Origin of the sequence: Fulvimarina thalattae, assembly GCF_040239565.1 — a bacterium.
Taxonomy (GTDB): domain Bacteria; phylum Pseudomonadota; class Alphaproteobacteria; order Rhizobiales; family Rhizobiaceae; genus Fulvimarina.
The window spans coordinates 1-13,529 of sequence record NZ_JBEHWS010000003.1 but is presented as its reverse complement, the minus strand read 5'-3'; the positions used below and the strand labels follow the sequence as shown (position 1 = coordinate 13,529).

Genomic DNA, 13,529 nt, shown 5'->3' with positions numbered 1-13,529 from the left:
ATTTACGTTGCGAGGGGCCGATCTGTCAACGGGTTGGGCGGGCGGGCGACCGAATTCCGTCGGCCGCCGGACGCTGGTCTCATGGGGACGTGCCAAGGCAGGAGAAGGCCGTTTTTGTGGACCGAGCGCCATCTTCAGCTCGATCCTACCTGTTCTTGAATTGAGCGCTGCGTTTCTGGACGAAAGCCGCCATGCCCTCCTTCTGGTCTTCCGTGGCGAAGGAGGCATGGAAGAGCCGACGTTCGTGCTTGAGGCCGGATTGGAGCGGCGTCTCGAACGCCTCGACCACCGCTTCCTTAGCGGCCATGACTGCCGGCAGGGAGAAGTCGGCGATCTTCTCGCCGATCTTCAGGGCATCTTCGAGAAGGTTCGTCGTCTGGACGATGCGTGAGACGAGCCCGCAGGCTTCGGCTTCCTTAGCGTCCATCATCCGGCCGGTGAGGACGAGATCCATCGTCTTCGCCTTGCCGATGGAACGCGCGAGACGCTGGGTGCCGCCCATGCCCGGCAGGATGCCAAGGGTGATTTCCGGCTGGCCGAACTTGGCGTTTTCCGCCGCAAGCACGATGTCGCACATGGCGACGACCTCGCAGCCGCCGCCGAGCGCATAACCACCGACGGCCGCGATCAGCGGCTTGCGGATGCGGGCAAGCCGGTCCCAACCCGACCAGAGATCGTGCAGATAGGCCTCGGAATATTCGTAGGTCTCCATCTCCTTCACGTCGGCGCCTGCCGCAAACGCCTTCTCCGTGCCGGTCAGAACGATCGCACCGACCTTGCCGTCGGTATCGAAGTCTTCGGCCGCCTGGCAGATTTCGCGCATCATCTGCTGGCTGAGCGCGTTCATCGCCTTCGGCCGATTGAGCGTGATCAGCCCGACGCGGCCGCGCGTCTCCGATTTGATGGTTTCGTAAGCCATTCGAATGATTGTCCCTTCTGAAGGCGGTGAGCCTTTCGTCGGCGCGCATTAAGGGAGGAAGCCGCGTGCGATGCAACAGGCATGCGCCTGAATGCTGGGGACAGGCAAATGAGCTTTGGCGTGCCTTCGTCTAGCGCTGGCATTCCGGGCAGAAGAAGGTGGACCTGCCCGATTGCACGATGCGCTTGATCGTCCCGCGGCAGCCCTCGCGCCGGCAGGGTTCGTGCTCGCGGCCATAGACCTTGAACGAGTGCTGGAAATAGCCGAGGTCGCCGTCCGCCTTTCGGTAATCGCGGAGGGTCGAGCCGCCGGCCTCGATAGCATCTGCGATGGTTTCCCGGATATGGCCTGCGAGGTCGTTCAGGCGCTCCGTCGGTTTCCCGTTCTTGCGGACGATCGAGCCGGCGAGCCGCCTCGGGCTGAGGCGGGAGCGCCAGAGTGCCTCGCAGACATAAATATTGCCGAGGCCAGCGATCGCCTTTTGGTCGAGAAGGGCTGCCTTCAGCGGCGTTTGACGGCCGGCGAAGAACGGCGCCAGCGCCTCGCCTGTCAGCGCGTTGCCGGTGGGTTCGAGGCCGAGATTGCGGAAATGCGGGTGTGCTTCGAGTTGGCCGGCTTCGATCAGGGTCATGTAGCCGAAACGGCGCGGATCGTTGAAGACGACCGAGGGAGTCGAGCCGTCCTCGCGTTTGAGGTCGAAGCGGACATGGTCGTGCAGCCGGTCTTCCGAGCGCGGATGAACGAATGCGCCGGGTACGATCTCTTCGCCCTTCGTCTCGATCCGAAAGGAGCCGGACATGCCGAGATGCATCGCGAGGAGCAGACCCTCGGTGGTCTCGGCGATCAGATATTTCGCCCGTCGCGAAAGGCTGGCGATCACCGCGTCTTCGATCCGTTCGGCGAACCGGTCGGGGAGGGGAAACCGGAGATCGGGACGGGCGAGAAGGAGTTTTGTAACTCTTGCGCCTTCCATGACCGGTTGAAGGCCGCGGCGGACCGTCTCCACCTCTGGCAATTCGGGCATATGCGTATAAGTCCCACACAGCGAAGCTCGGATCGAATCCGCGCCGATCATATTCAGAATGGAGGCCAGAGCCGCATTGCGGCGATCGGCCCTCTTTGACTTGTCCCACCGATATCGCCATTCGAGGCGGTGCGATCAAATGTTCAGGGTTGATGCCATGTCCGACAGCCGAGCGACAGATGCCGACGGAATGGAGACGAGCTACGGCTATTCCACGGTTTCGGGCCGCGAGGAGAAGCAGTCGCGGGTTAACGACGTCTTCCATCGGGTGGCCAAGCGCTACGACCTAATGAACGATCTGATGTCCGGCGGCCTCCATCGGGCCTGGAAAGATGTGATGGTCTCATGGCTCGCCCCGCCGCACCGGGCCGGCTGGCGTTTTCTGGACGTGGCTGGGGGTACGGGTGATGTCGCTTTTCGGATCGTGGAGCGGACCGGCCGGCGCGCCGAGGGCACGGTGCTCGACATCAACGCGTCGATGCTCGGCGTCGGCGCCGAACGGGCGGCGCGGAAGGGCATTTCCGACAATCTGCGCTTCGTTGAGGCCAATGCGGAGGATCTCGGCCTGCCGGACAGCCAGTTCGATGCCTACACGATCGCCTTCGGCATTCGGAACGTTCCGCGCATCGACAAGGCGCTGGCCGAGGCTTATCGCGTGTTAAAGCCGGGCGGGCGCTTCCTCTGCCTCGAATTTTCCGAAGTCGACGTGCCGGGGCTTGATGCGCTCTACGAAACCTGGTCGTTCAAGGGCATACCTGCGATTGGTCAGCGGGTGGCGAATGATCGCGAGTCATATGAGTATCTCGTCGAATCGATCCGCCGCTTCCCCAATCAGGAAAATTTCGCTGGCCTGATCCGCAAGGCCGGTTTCGAGCGCGTGACCTATCGCAATCTCACAGGCGGGATCGCCGCGCTCCATTCGGGCTGGAAGATTTGAGCACCCAGACGTCCGACCGAGTCGCAAACCAAGGCTGAGCATCCGTGGCTAATCCCATTCGAGGCACGTTCGCCCTTGCCCGCGCCGCCTTCGTGATGGCGCGTGAGGGCGTCGTCGGCACTTTGCCGGTCGAGGGTATGCCGCCGTCCGCACTCTTCGGCTACAAGGTCGCCCGGCTGATCGAGCGTCGCAGTGCGGCGGGCCGCGAGCGTTCCGACCGGCTTTCTCGGGCACTCAACCGGCTCGGGCCGTCTTATGTGAAGTTGGGCCAGTTTTTGGCGACGCGGCCGGATATCGTGGGCGCCAATATCGCTGGTGAACTCGGTGCGCTTCAGGACAAGGTGCCACCGTTCCCGACAGAGCAAGCTATAAAAGAGATCGAGGTCACACTCGGGCGGCCGATCGACGAGCTGTTCGCCGATCTCGGTGATGTCGTCGGCGCAGCGTCCATTGCGCAGGTCTATAAAGCACGCATCGTCGGTCAGGACGGTTTGGAGCGCTTCGCCGCCGTCAAGGTGATCCGGCCCCAAGTGCGTTCCCAGTTCCGCCGCGAACTCGACGCTTTCGCCTTCATCGCGCGCTTTCTGGAGCGGTTCTTTCCTTCGGCCCGTCGGCTCAGGCCGGTCGCCGTCGTCGAGACGCTGACACAGACGACTCGGATCGAAATGGATTTGCGGCTGGAGGCGGCTGCGGCATCCGAAATGGCAGAAAACATCGCCGGCGATACTGGATTTCGGGTGCCGTCGATCGACTGGGAGCGCACAGGTCGCGACGTCGTCACCATGGAATGGATCGACGGCATCAAGATGAGCAATGTCGCGGCGATCATCGAAGCCGGCCATGATCCGAAGGGGCTCGCCGTCAATGTCGTCCAGTCGTTCCTCCGTCACGCCATGCGCGACGGCTTCTTCCACGCCGACATGCATCAGGGAAACCTCTTCATCGGTCCCGATGGCGGGATCGTAGCTGTCGACATGGGTATCGTCGGTCGGTTGTCCGACGAATCAAAGCGTTTCCTCGCCGAAATTCTCTACGGCTTCATCAATCGCGACTACCGGCGCGTCGCAGAGCTTCACTTCGAGGCGGGTTATGTGCCGCGCACGCAGGATGTCGCGAGCTTTGCACAGGCCTTGCGGGCGATCGGCGAGCCGATCTACGGCCAGCCGGCCGAGACGATCTCGATGGGCCATCTCCTGTCACTGCTCTTCGAGGTGACGGAGCTCTTCGAGATGAAGGCGCGGCCCGAGCTCGTGCTTCTCCAGAAGACGATGGTCGTGGTCGAGGGCGTCGCGCGGACCTTCGACCCGAAGTTCAACATGTGGGCGGCGGCCGAGCCGGTCGTCTCAGACTATATCCTTCACGAACTCGGCCCTGCCGCGAAACTGCGCGAGGCCCGAGACGGCGTCGAGGCGATGCTTCATCTCCTGCGAAGGGTCCCCGATCTCGCGGAGGGGCTGGGCGTGTTGTCGAAACAGCTTCCGGACCTGATCGAGAACGGCGTGCGCCTCAACGACGACACGCTGAAGGATCTCGCAACCGAGAAACGGGCGTCCATCCTCTCCGGCCGGCTTGCCCAGTGGATCATCGCGATTTCACTGGCGGTGATCGCATTGTCTTTCGTGTTCGGAGGGTAAGGTATTCACCACCTTGCAAGACCAGGAGCCGTAAGCGCTTCCATTCTGGTTATGCGAACGGCAATCTCAGAGTTGTCCCCAGTGCGAGTCATCGATCCGGTTAAGTCATGAAAAGCCTCGCTGAAAAGCGTATCCTATTGATCATCGGCGGCGGGATCGCAGCCTATAAGGTTCTCGATCTCATCCGCCGGCTGCGTGAGCGCGGTGCCTCCGTAACGCCCGTAATGACGGAGGCGGCGAGTGAATTCGTGACGCCATTATCGGTCGGCGCGCTGTCGGCTTTGAAGGTCTACAGCGACCTCTTCGATCGCGACGACGAGCATGATGTCGGCCATATCCGGCTGGCGCGGGATCATGATCTCGTCCTCGTCGCGCCCGCGACAGCGAACATGATGGCGAAATGCGCGAACGGGCTAGCTGACGATCTGGCGACCGCAATTCTTCTTGCTGCACGGGCGCCGATCCTGATGGCGCCGGCCATGAACCCGGCGATGTGGAACAACCCTGCCACGCGCAGGAACTTCGAGATGCTCAAGCAGGACGATATATGTTTCGTCGGGCCGAATTCGGGTGAGATGGCTGAAAGCGGCGAGGCCGGGCTCGGGCGGATGGCCGAACCTCTGGAGATCGTCGCGGCGGTCGAAGCGGTTTTCGCCGATAGGCCGCAACCGCTTCTCGGCAAGCGAATCATTGTGACCTCGGGGCCGACTCATGAGCCGATCGATCCTGTGCGTTACATCGCCAACCGTTCTTCTGGCCGGCAGGGCCACGCGATTGCGGGAGCGCTTGCGAAACTTGGTGCCGAGGTCGCGCTCATTTCAGGACCGGTCACCATTGCCGATCCGGCTGGCGTCCGCGTTGTCAGAGTCGAGACTGCGCGTGAAATGCTGGAGGCGGTCGAGAGCGCCTTGCCGTCCGATGCTGCGATCTTCGTCGCGGCCGTCGCCGATTGGCGGGCAGCGACGCCGGGGGACACCAAGATCAAGAAGGACGGCAGCGGTGCGCCGACGATCTCCTTCGCGGAAAACCCGGATATTCTTGCGACCATCGGGCACTCGGACGGGCGGCCCCGGCTCGTCATTGGCTTTGCGGCTGAAACGAACGACCTTCTGCGAAACGCGCAAACCAAACTGACGAAGAAGGGTGCCGACGCCATTCTCGCCAACGACGTTTCGGCGAGTGGTGGCGTGATGGGCGGAGCCGACAACACCATTCATCTGATCACCGAAGCAGGCGTCGAGGACTGGCCGAAAATGACAAAGGAAGACGTCGCGACCCGTCTGGCGACCTGGGTTGCCGATAAGCTTGCCGGAGAAGGAGAGCTTTGACGGTGAACCTAGCTTTCAAACGACTTCCTCATGGATCCGGCATCGAGCCGCCGCGCTATGAAAGCGATGGTGCGGCAGGCTGCGATATCAGGGCCGCGATCGAGGCTGATCTCAAGCTTGAACCCGGCGAACGGACAGTCGTCCCAAGCGGGTTCGCATTCGCGGTTCCGTCGGGCTTCGAGATGCAGATCCGGCCGCGCTCCGGTCTTGCGGCCCGTCACGGCGTGACCGTCCTGAATACGCCGGGCACGATCGACAGTGATTACCGGGGTGAAGTGAAGGTGATCCTGATCAATCTGGGGAGCGAACCGTTTTCGATTCGGCGGGGGGACAGGATCGCGCAGGCCGCCATAGCGCCTGTTACCCAAGCCGGCTTCTCTGAAGTTGACGATCTCGACGCCACGGTTCGCGGAGAGGGTGGGTTCGGATCGACCGGCGTCTGAGTTTTGCCCTCAGCGGCTCTCAGACCGTGGCGGGTAGGCGGGCCGCGGGCTGATAGTCTCTAAAATGCCCGAGTTTCTCTCCGGAAACCACGGTCGTGTAGGTCACACGGTTCCGGCCGCCATTCTTTGACTTGTAGCAATTCTCGTCAGCGGTCTTGTAGAGCGCTTCGAAACTCGTGCTCGACGTCGAGAAGGCGCCTCCGATACTGACCGTCAGTCGAGCCTGCTTGCCGTTGGAGCCGATCGTAAGTCGCGACACCCTGCTTCTAATGCGCTCTGCGATCGCGTGTCCCTGCTGTTGGGTTATGCCATGAACGGCGACAACGAATTCTTCGCCGCCCAGACGGCCGCAGATATCGTTCGCACGCAGCGATCCAGCCGTCGTTCGCGCGATCGCTTTCAAGGCGTGATCGCCAATCGGATGGCCGAAGCGGTCGTTGATGCGTTTGAAGTGGTCGGCATCCAGAATGAGCAGCATCATCCCTGTACGGGGATCATCGCGCATCGTCAGCATCTTCTCGCCCCAGGCGCTCTTGAAGCCCTGACGATTGAGAAGGCCGGTGAGGCGATCCCGCATGGCGCGGTTCTTCCAGTCCTGCCGCTGGGTTTCCAGAATGCTCGTTCTGACCAGAATATGCCCGATATGGACGGCTCCGACGACGAGCGACAGCACAACCGCGAAGACGACGACGCGCATGAAGGCGGCCGCCGGAAAATCATCAAAGAAGGCTGAAACGGATACCGCCGACAGTATTGCCGTCGATCCGAAGAGGATTAGGCACTCGGAGATGATCGATCGCAGAAGTGGGGGCTGAACCGGCATGTGGCAGACCTCGCAAGGGACGACGGTCGCATCATCATCGCCTGCTTTTAAGCCTCGCTGAAAATACTGTGCCGCATTGTATGTATCGGCGCTTTAGGTCTCACGAACATGTGAGAAGGGTCCTTTGCTGACAGCACAAGTTTTCTACCCGAGCTGTCGCCATTGGTTTGTTCTTCCTCAAAGACGTTTCGGACCGTTCCTATCTTCATCTACAATGAACCGAACATGTGGCCCGTCGCAGGGCCTCTGAATGTGGGCGACCACGGAACAAGCACGGGAGAAACGGATATGGACGAGATCAGTCAGAACCAGAGCGCACGCACACACGGGCGCGGGAAGATCTACGATTCGATCGTCGATACGATCGGCGATACCCCGCTGGTCCGTCTTCAGAAGCTTGCGACGGAGAAGGGCGTGAAGGCCAACCTCCTCGCCAAGCTCGAGTTCTTCAACCCGATTGCCTCCGTGAAGGACCGTATCGGCGTCGCAATGCTGGAAAAGCTCGAAGCTGATGGCACGATCGAGCCGGGCAAGACGACGCTGGTCGAGCCGACTTCGGGCAATACGGGCATTGCGCTGGCCTTCGCCGCTGCCGCCAAAGGCTACAACCTGATCCTGACCATGCCGGAGACCATGTCCGTCGAGCGCCGCAAGATGCTGCGTCTGCTTGGTGCCCAGCTGGTGTTGACCGAAGGCGCCAAGGGCATGAAGGGCGCGATCGCCCGGGCCGGCGAACTCGTTCAGGAAATCCCGAATGCGGTTATCCCGCAGCAGTTCGAGAACCCGGCCAATCCGCAGATTCACCGTGTGACGACGGCCGAGGAAATCTGGAATGACACCGGCGGCGATGTCGATGTGCTCGTCGCAGGCATCGGAACGGGTGGCACGATCACGGGCGTCGGCCAGGTTTTGAAGAGCCGGAAGCCGGATGTTCATGTCGTCGCGGTCGAGCCCGAGGCGTCGCCCGTTCTGTCCGGCGGCCAGCCCGGTCCGCACAAGCTACAGGGCATCGGCGCCGGCTTTGCACCGCAGATCCTCGATCAGGGCGTCTACGATGAGGTCGTCACGGTCTCGAACGAAGAATCTTTCGAAATGTCGCGGCTTATCGCACGTCTCGAAGGCGTCCCTGTCGGCATCTCGTCGGGTTCAGCGCTCGTCGCCGCCGTCAAGGTTGGCCAGCGCGAAGAAATGGCCGGAAAGAACATCGTCATCATCATCCCGTCCTTCGCCGAGCGCTATCTCTCGACGCCGCTCTTCGAAGGCCTGATGGAGGAGGATGAGCCGACCGAGCCGCGCAGGGGCGCGCCTTCGATCTGAGCTTGCTCCAAAGCTTGAACATGCAATAGCGGCTGCCGGTCCCATCCCGGCGCCGGCTTTTGCGTTTTAGGTCTTTGATCAGGCAGGCAGGCGATCCACCAGCTTGTCCAGCGTGATCGGGAATTCGCGGACGCGGATTCCGGTCGCGTTGTAGATCGCGTTGTTGACGGCCGCTCCCATCCCGCTGATCCCCAATTCGCCGATCCCCTTGATCTTCAGCGGATTGGTCTTGTCGTCCACCTCGGGCAGGAAGGCGACGTCGAGATGCGGAATGTCGGCGTGCACCGGCACGTGATATTCCGCAAGATCATTGTTGACGAACTGGCCGGTGCGGGTGTCGGTCACGGCGTTTTCCATCAGTGCGTTGCCGATGCCCCATATGATTCCGCCGATCGCCTGAGACCGGGCGGTTTTTGCGTTGAGGATACGGCCCGCTGCAACGACGCTGGTCACCTTTCGCACCCGCGTCTCGCCCGTCACCGTGTCGACGCCCACCTCGACAAAATGCGCGCCGTAGGCTGCCTGATCGAATTCCTGGCTCATCGATCCCGGCGTGATCGTGCCGGAAGTTTCGATTGGCGTGTTGCCGACGAGATCGGCGATGGCGACCCGATTGTTGGCGGCGATGGCGTACCCATCCTTCAGCGTGAGGTCGTTCGGATCGACGCCCATGCGACGCGCGATTTCGACGACAGCGTCTTCTGCAGCCAGCGCGACGGCCGAGCCGGCGCTAGCCGCCCCCATGGAACCGCCCGAGCCGAAAGCGACCGGAAAGCGCGTATCGCCGAGCCGTACGTCGATCGCGCTCATCGGCATACCAAGCATCTCGCCGGCTATCTGGGCAAGGATCGTATAGCTCCCAGTGCCGATATCGGTCATGTCGTTCTCGATCACGACGCGGCCGTCGCGCTCAATCCTCAGATTGGCGGTCGCCTTTGCGAGAAGATTGACACGGATCGAGGAGGCGACGCCCCGGCCGATGAGCCAGGAGCCGTCGCGTTCGCTTGCTGGTTTTGCGCGACTTTTATACCAGCCGAAGCGTTCCGCGCCTTCGTCGAGACAGGCCACGAGCGCACGCGCGCTGAATGGGCGGTTGCGTGAGAGATCGCGCTCCGGTTCGTTGATCTTGCGGAATTCGACCGGATCAATTCCGGCTTTCTCGGCGAGTTCGTCGATGGCGCATTCGAGGCCCAGCATGCCGACCGCTTCGCCGGGCGCCCGCACCGGGCCGGTCTCCGGCAGATCGAGGGTGAGGAGTTTGGTCGTGAAGCGCCGGTTGGCACCGGCGTAAAGCGCCATCGAACCGAGCGCGACGGGCTCGAAACTCGAACGCCTGGAGCGCTGGCTGACGATTGAATCCTGCCCGATGCCCGTCAACTTGCCGGATGCGTCGCAGGCGAGGCGGATGCGCTGGCGCGTTTCGGACCGGCGGTAGACGAGGTGGAACAGCTGGCGCCGCGTGATCGCGATCTTCACAGGCCGACCAATGCGTTCGGCGGCTATCGCCGCAAGAACGCCCTCGACGCCGACGGCTGCTTTCCCGCCGAAGCCCCCGCCCACATAGGGCGCTCTGATCCGCACCTTCGCGACATCGATGCCAAGCGTCTTCGCCAGCAGCTGACGTGCAGCGGAGAGAATCTGCGAGGCGGTGTGAACCGTCAGCTCATCATCCTTCCATTCGGCAATGGCGGCATGCGGCTCCATTGCCGCATGCACCATGGACGGCGTCGAATAGATAGCATCCGTCGTGTGCGCCGCATCGGCCATGGCTGCGTCGAGATCGCCCACCGAGACATCCGGCAGCCGACCTCCGGCCGGAACGGATTCGGCTTCATCTGCGAGTAAATCAGCGTCGTAGCGCCCGTCAGTCTCCTCCAGCCGAATTACGACAGCGTTCGCCGCCGCGCGGGCCTGTTCGAAGCTTTCAGCCACGACGACCCCGAGCGCCTGGCCATAGTGATCGACTTCGTCATTGCCTTTTATCATCCAGCCGTCGAAGAATCCGCCGGATTCCCGGACGATCCGATCGTCGTCGAGGATGACGTCGATCACGCCCGGCATCGCTCTTGCTGCCTCGGCGTCGAAGCCTGTGACCCGGCCATGCCCTGTCATTGCTGTGATCACGTAGCCGTAGGCGAGCTTGCCCTCGATCTGCTGGTCGAGCGCGTACGGCGTTGCGCCAGTTACCTTGGATTTTCCCTCGATCCGGTCGATCGGCTCGCCGAGAAGTCCCTGCACCGATCGCTCCAGCCGTGTTTCCCCGACCGGCCTGTCCATCGTCCACTCCGCCATGGGAGACTCCTTTTTTGGGAAAATGCCTGTCGCCGACCCGCACATAACGACGTCAGGGCGCGCGGGTCTGATCTGGGGCGGCAACCATCGCCATGCTAGAACCGTTCTCGCGAAGGTGAAGCTGCCTGCCAATCATGCGTCGAGATGAATTGAAACGCTTGCAAATTCCTTCGACGAACACGATGCTTATGGCACTGCACACAAGACCAGAACCATTCGCGTGCGGCCTGCCAACAGGCAGAAACGGGGCATCGATACATGGCGCGTTTGCGCAATTATTTCCTGACGGGGTTCATCGTCTGTGCGCCCTTGGCGATCACGGCCTGGATCACCTGGTCCTTCATGCAATGGACCGATTCTTGGGTGAAGCCGTATATCCCGACGCGCTTCCTGCCGGACTCCTATTTGCCGTTCGCCATTCCCGGCTTCGGGCTCATCGTCGCGCTTATCATCATCACAGTGATCGGCTTCCTGACGGCGAACTTCATCGGCCGGACGATCGTGAAATGGGGCGAGACGGCCCTCGGCCGCATGCCGCTGGTGCGTACGGTCTATACGGCGCTCAAGCAAATCTTCGAGACGGTGCTTGCGGACCGCTCTTCGTCGTTCAAGACGGCGGGCCTGATCGAATATCCACGAAAGGGCGTCTGGGCCGTCGTCCTCATTGCGACAACCGCGAAGGGGGAGGTGGCGCATGTCCTCTCTGATCAGGGCGAGGAGATGCTCGCCGTCTTCATGCCGCCGACTCCGAACCCGACCTCCGGCTTTCTGATGTTTGTTCCGAAGGAGGACGTGCGCGTACTGAAGATGAGCATCGAGCAGGCTTTGAAGCTCGTTGTCTCCGCCGGTCTCGTGACGGGCGATGACAAGGAGTCGCCGATGACGCAGGCCCAGGCCGAGCGGGTGATCGCCGATCATGAGCGCAAGGAAGCGGCCGAGTAACGTTCCGCCCTCGCTTTGCACGTCGCCGGTCCGTGGTGCCTCGGCCTGTCGGATTGCTGTCAAATCGATGTGATGTCGCGGGCGCTGGCATAGCGGTGCTTTACGGATGTCGAGAGTGGTGTGATGATCGTCCCGTTCTCTGCCTTCGGAGCCCGATCATGACCAATTGGAAGAGTTTGCATTTCGCCGGCATCTGTCTGGCAATCGGCGGCGTCTGCGCGGCTTCGCAGGCGTTTGCAACGGAGTATGAGGCCGCCAGCACTACGGCGATGGGTATTACCGGCGACATGTCGCTGACGGACGCCGGGATGACCTTCGAGGACGGCACGGTGCTTCAATTCTCCGAAAGCGTCGAGCAGCCGGTCATATACAACGGTGAGGAAATGCCTGCGACGATCTACACGCTAGCCTCGCCATCGAATCCCGTCTTTGCCTCGGGCAACGATCTCTGCGGTCAGGACGTGACCTACATCGCGACATGGGCCGATAGCGGCGGGGCTCAGCCCGGCATCATCATGACGACCTATAGCGGCGAAGCGCCGCCCAAAAACGTCGACGAAGAGATGTGCTCGCTCTACTGGTACGTTCAGAAATAAGCTGATCGCGATCAGGGAGGGGGCGTCGAATTCGCATGAAGCATCCGGCCGACGGCGTCTCTTGGCTCGAAGCGATCACCAGGCCTCGGCGCCGAAGACTGTCCAGCCGAGGCGTGTCGTGAGCTTTTCCAGCGCGATCCTTCCGAGATGTGAGTTGCCCGTCGCATCGAGACCCGGCGACCAGACGCATATCGAGGCGCGGCCCGGCACAACCGCCAGGATCGCGCCACCCACACCGCTCTTTCCGGGCAAGCCGACGCGGTAGGCAAATTCTCCCGACCCGTCGTAATGGCCGCAGGTGAGCATGATCGCGTTGATGCGCCGGGCCCGTTCCATCGTGACGACGGAATAGCCGGTCTCCGGCCGCTTGCCGTTGTTTGCAAGGAAACGACCGGCGGTCGCCAGCTGGCGGCAGGTCATCGCGATCGCGCAATGGTGGAAATAGACACCGAGCGTATACTCGACGGGATTGTCGAGATTGCCGAAGCCCTTCATGAAATTGGCGAGCGCCCGGTTGTTGTAGCCATGCGCTTCTTCGGATGCGGCGACGTCGTGATCGATGTAGATCGAGTCGTCGTCGGCCAGGAACTGCATGAAACGCAGGATCTCACCGATCGCCTCACGGGGCTGGTGGCCGGCAAGCACGTGGTCCGTCACCACGATCGCGCCAGCATTGATGAACGGATTGCGCGGAATGCCCCGCTCATGCTCCAGCTGGACGATGGAGTTGAACGCCGAGCCCGAAGGCTCGCGCCCGACCCGGTTCCACAGCCTGTCCCCGGCAAGGCCAAGCGCCAGCGTAAGCGTGAAAACCTTCGAGACGCTCTGGATCGAGAACGGCACGTCGCAATCGCCACCGCAGGCAACGTGCCCATCCTGCGTTACGACCGTAATCGCGAACTGATGCGGATCGACCCGGCCGAGCTCGGGGATATAACTCGCCACCTTCCCCCGATCCGGCCGTTCGCGCATCTCGGCAGCGATCTCGGCGACGACGGTGTCGAGGGTTCCGTGGGACATGGCATGATCTCGCTTCCAGGCGCCGCCTCAGCATCGGCGCATTCCGGCTATGCGATGCTTGATAGAGCTCGGCAAGTTGCGAATGCTGGAGGTTGGAAAGGGAAGGGGATAATTCTCCGCAAAGTCCGCATTGGGTGATGGGGTGGACGCCCCCGGCGGCATCGATGTGCCAGAGTGAGGGTGTTGAACATCACTCGAAGGAGGCGTCCGTGCCTGAGGTTACCACGATCGGTCTTGATATCGCGAAGAACGTT

Annotated in this window: 12 protein-coding genes; 7 read left to right on the top strand and 5 right to left on the bottom strand. The window is 61.9% G+C overall.

What is annotated here, in order from left to right:
- Positions 1-145: 145 nt before the first annotated feature.
- Both ABRA89_RS04865 and mutM read right to left on the bottom strand, forming a co-directional pair.
- Complete coding sequence (locus tag ABRA89_RS04865; protein ID WP_349940333.1) at positions 146-919, bottom strand: enoyl-CoA hydratase; 774 nt, start codon at positions 917-919, stop codon at positions 146-148.
- A gap of 130 nt (positions 920-1,049) precedes the next feature.
- Positions 1,050-1,943 carry a bifunctional DNA-formamidopyrimidine glycosylase/DNA-(apurinic or apyrimidinic site) lyase gene (mutM, locus tag ABRA89_RS04860; protein WP_349940332.1) on the bottom strand — a complete coding sequence of 298 codons (894 nt, stop codon included), beginning with the start codon at positions 1,941-1,943 and terminating at the stop codon, positions 1,050-1,052.
- A 157-nt stretch (positions 1,944-2,100) separates the two neighbouring features.
- Between mutM and ubiE the strand changes: the two genes are divergently transcribed.
- The 4 genes from ubiE to dut all read left to right on the top strand — a co-directional run bounded on the left by ubiE (position 2,101) and on the right by dut (position 6,285).
- On the top strand, positions 2,101-2,880 hold the full coding sequence (ubiE, locus tag ABRA89_RS04855) for a bifunctional demethylmenaquinone methyltransferase/2-methoxy-6-polyprenyl-1,4-benzoquinol methylase UbiE (protein WP_349940331.1): 780 nt from the start codon (positions 2,101-2,103) through the stop codon (positions 2,878-2,880).
- Between the two features lie 44 nt (positions 2,881-2,924).
- Positions 2,925-4,514, top strand: coding sequence for a 2-polyprenylphenol 6-hydroxylase (gene ubiB / locus ABRA89_RS04850; protein ID WP_349940330.1), 1,590 nt, complete (start codon positions 2,925-2,927; stop codon positions 4,512-4,514).
- A 107-nt stretch (positions 4,515-4,621) separates the two neighbouring features.
- Positions 4,622-5,842, top strand: a complete 1,221-nt coding sequence (gene coaBC / locus ABRA89_RS04845) for a bifunctional phosphopantothenoylcysteine decarboxylase/phosphopantothenate--cysteine ligase CoaBC (protein ID WP_349940329.1) — start codon at positions 4,622-4,624, stop codon at positions 5,840-5,842.
- A complete protein-coding gene (dut, locus tag ABRA89_RS04840; RefSeq protein WP_349940328.1) occupies positions 5,839-6,285 on the top strand; it encodes a dUTP diphosphatase in 447 nt (148 codons plus the stop codon). The genes coaBC and dut overlap by 4 nt, the downstream gene beginning before the upstream one ends.
- Positions 6,286-6,304: 19 nt before the next feature.
- Here the strand turns inward: dut and ABRA89_RS04835 are convergent, their stop codons facing one another.
- The gene (locus ABRA89_RS04835; protein WP_349940327.1) at positions 6,305-7,108 is read right to left on the bottom strand and encodes a GGDEF domain-containing protein; all 804 of its coding nucleotides are present in this window, start codon (positions 7,106-7,108) and stop codon (positions 6,305-6,307) included.
- Between the two features lie 288 nt (positions 7,109-7,396).
- Between ABRA89_RS04835 and cysK the strand changes: the two genes are divergently transcribed.
- Positions 7,397-8,425, top strand: coding sequence for a cysteine synthase A (cysK, locus tag ABRA89_RS04830; RefSeq protein ID WP_349940326.1), 1,029 nt, complete (start codon positions 7,397-7,399; stop codon positions 8,423-8,425).
- Positions 8,426-8,503: 78 nt separating this feature from the next.
- Here the strand turns inward: cysK and ABRA89_RS04825 are convergent, their stop codons facing one another.
- The gene (locus ABRA89_RS04825; protein WP_349940325.1) at positions 8,504-10,717 is read right to left on the bottom strand and encodes a xanthine dehydrogenase family protein molybdopterin-binding subunit; all 2,214 of its coding nucleotides are present in this window, start codon (positions 10,715-10,717) and stop codon (positions 8,504-8,506) included.
- Between the two features lie 258 nt (positions 10,718-10,975).
- On the opposite strand from ABRA89_RS04825, the gene ABRA89_RS04820 reads away from it, so the two are divergent.
- Positions 10,976-11,659: a DUF502 domain-containing protein gene (locus ABRA89_RS04820; RefSeq protein ID WP_349940324.1), complete on the top strand. Its 684-nt coding sequence runs from the start codon at positions 10,976-10,978 to the stop codon at positions 11,657-11,659.
- Between the two features lie 158 nt (positions 11,660-11,817).
- Positions 11,818-12,255, top strand: coding sequence for a hypothetical protein (locus ABRA89_RS04815; protein WP_349940323.1), 438 nt, complete (start codon positions 11,818-11,820; stop codon positions 12,253-12,255).
- Between the two features lie 75 nt (positions 12,256-12,330).
- On the opposite strand, the gene ABRA89_RS04810 is transcribed toward ABRA89_RS04815, so the two are convergent.
- Positions 12,331-13,275, bottom strand: a complete 945-nt coding sequence (locus ABRA89_RS04810; protein ID WP_349940322.1) for a glutaminase — start codon at positions 13,273-13,275, stop codon at positions 12,331-12,333.
- Between the last annotated feature and the right edge of the window lie 254 nt (positions 13,276-13,529).

Excerpts from the sequence above, each read along its gene's own strand:
- ABRA89_RS04865 (WP_349940333.1), bottom strand. The coding sequence starts at position 919 with ATGGCTTACGAAACCATCAAATCGGAGACGCGCGGCCGCGTCGGGCTG.
- mutM (WP_349940332.1), bottom strand. The coding sequence starts at position 1,943 with ATGCCCGAATTGCCAGAGGTGGAGACGGTCCGCCGCGGCCTTCAACCG.
- ubiE (WP_349940331.1), top strand. The coding sequence starts at position 2,101 with ATGTCCGACAGCCGAGCGACAGATGCCGACGGAATGGAGACGAGCTAC.
- coaBC (WP_349940329.1), top strand. The coding sequence starts at position 4,622 with ATGAAAAGCCTCGCTGAAAAGCGTATCCTATTGATCATCGGCGGCGGG.
- ABRA89_RS04835 (WP_349940327.1), bottom strand. The coding sequence starts at position 7,108 with ATGCCGGTTCAGCCCCCACTTCTGCGATCGATCATCTCCGAGTGCCTA.
- cysK (WP_349940326.1), top strand. The coding sequence starts at position 7,397 with ATGGACGAGATCAGTCAGAACCAGAGCGCACGCACACACGGGCGCGGG.
- ABRA89_RS04825 (WP_349940325.1), bottom strand. The coding sequence starts at position 10,717 with ATGGCGGAGTGGACGATGGACAGGCCGGTCGGGGAAACACGGCTGGAG.
- ABRA89_RS04820 (WP_349940324.1), top strand. The coding sequence starts at position 10,976 with ATGGCGCGTTTGCGCAATTATTTCCTGACGGGGTTCATCGTCTGTGCG.
- ABRA89_RS04815 (WP_349940323.1), top strand. The coding sequence starts at position 11,818 with ATGACCAATTGGAAGAGTTTGCATTTCGCCGGCATCTGTCTGGCAATC.
- ABRA89_RS04810 (WP_349940322.1), bottom strand. The coding sequence starts at position 13,275 with ATGTCCCACGGAACCCTCGACACCGTCGTCGCCGAGATCGCTGCCGAG.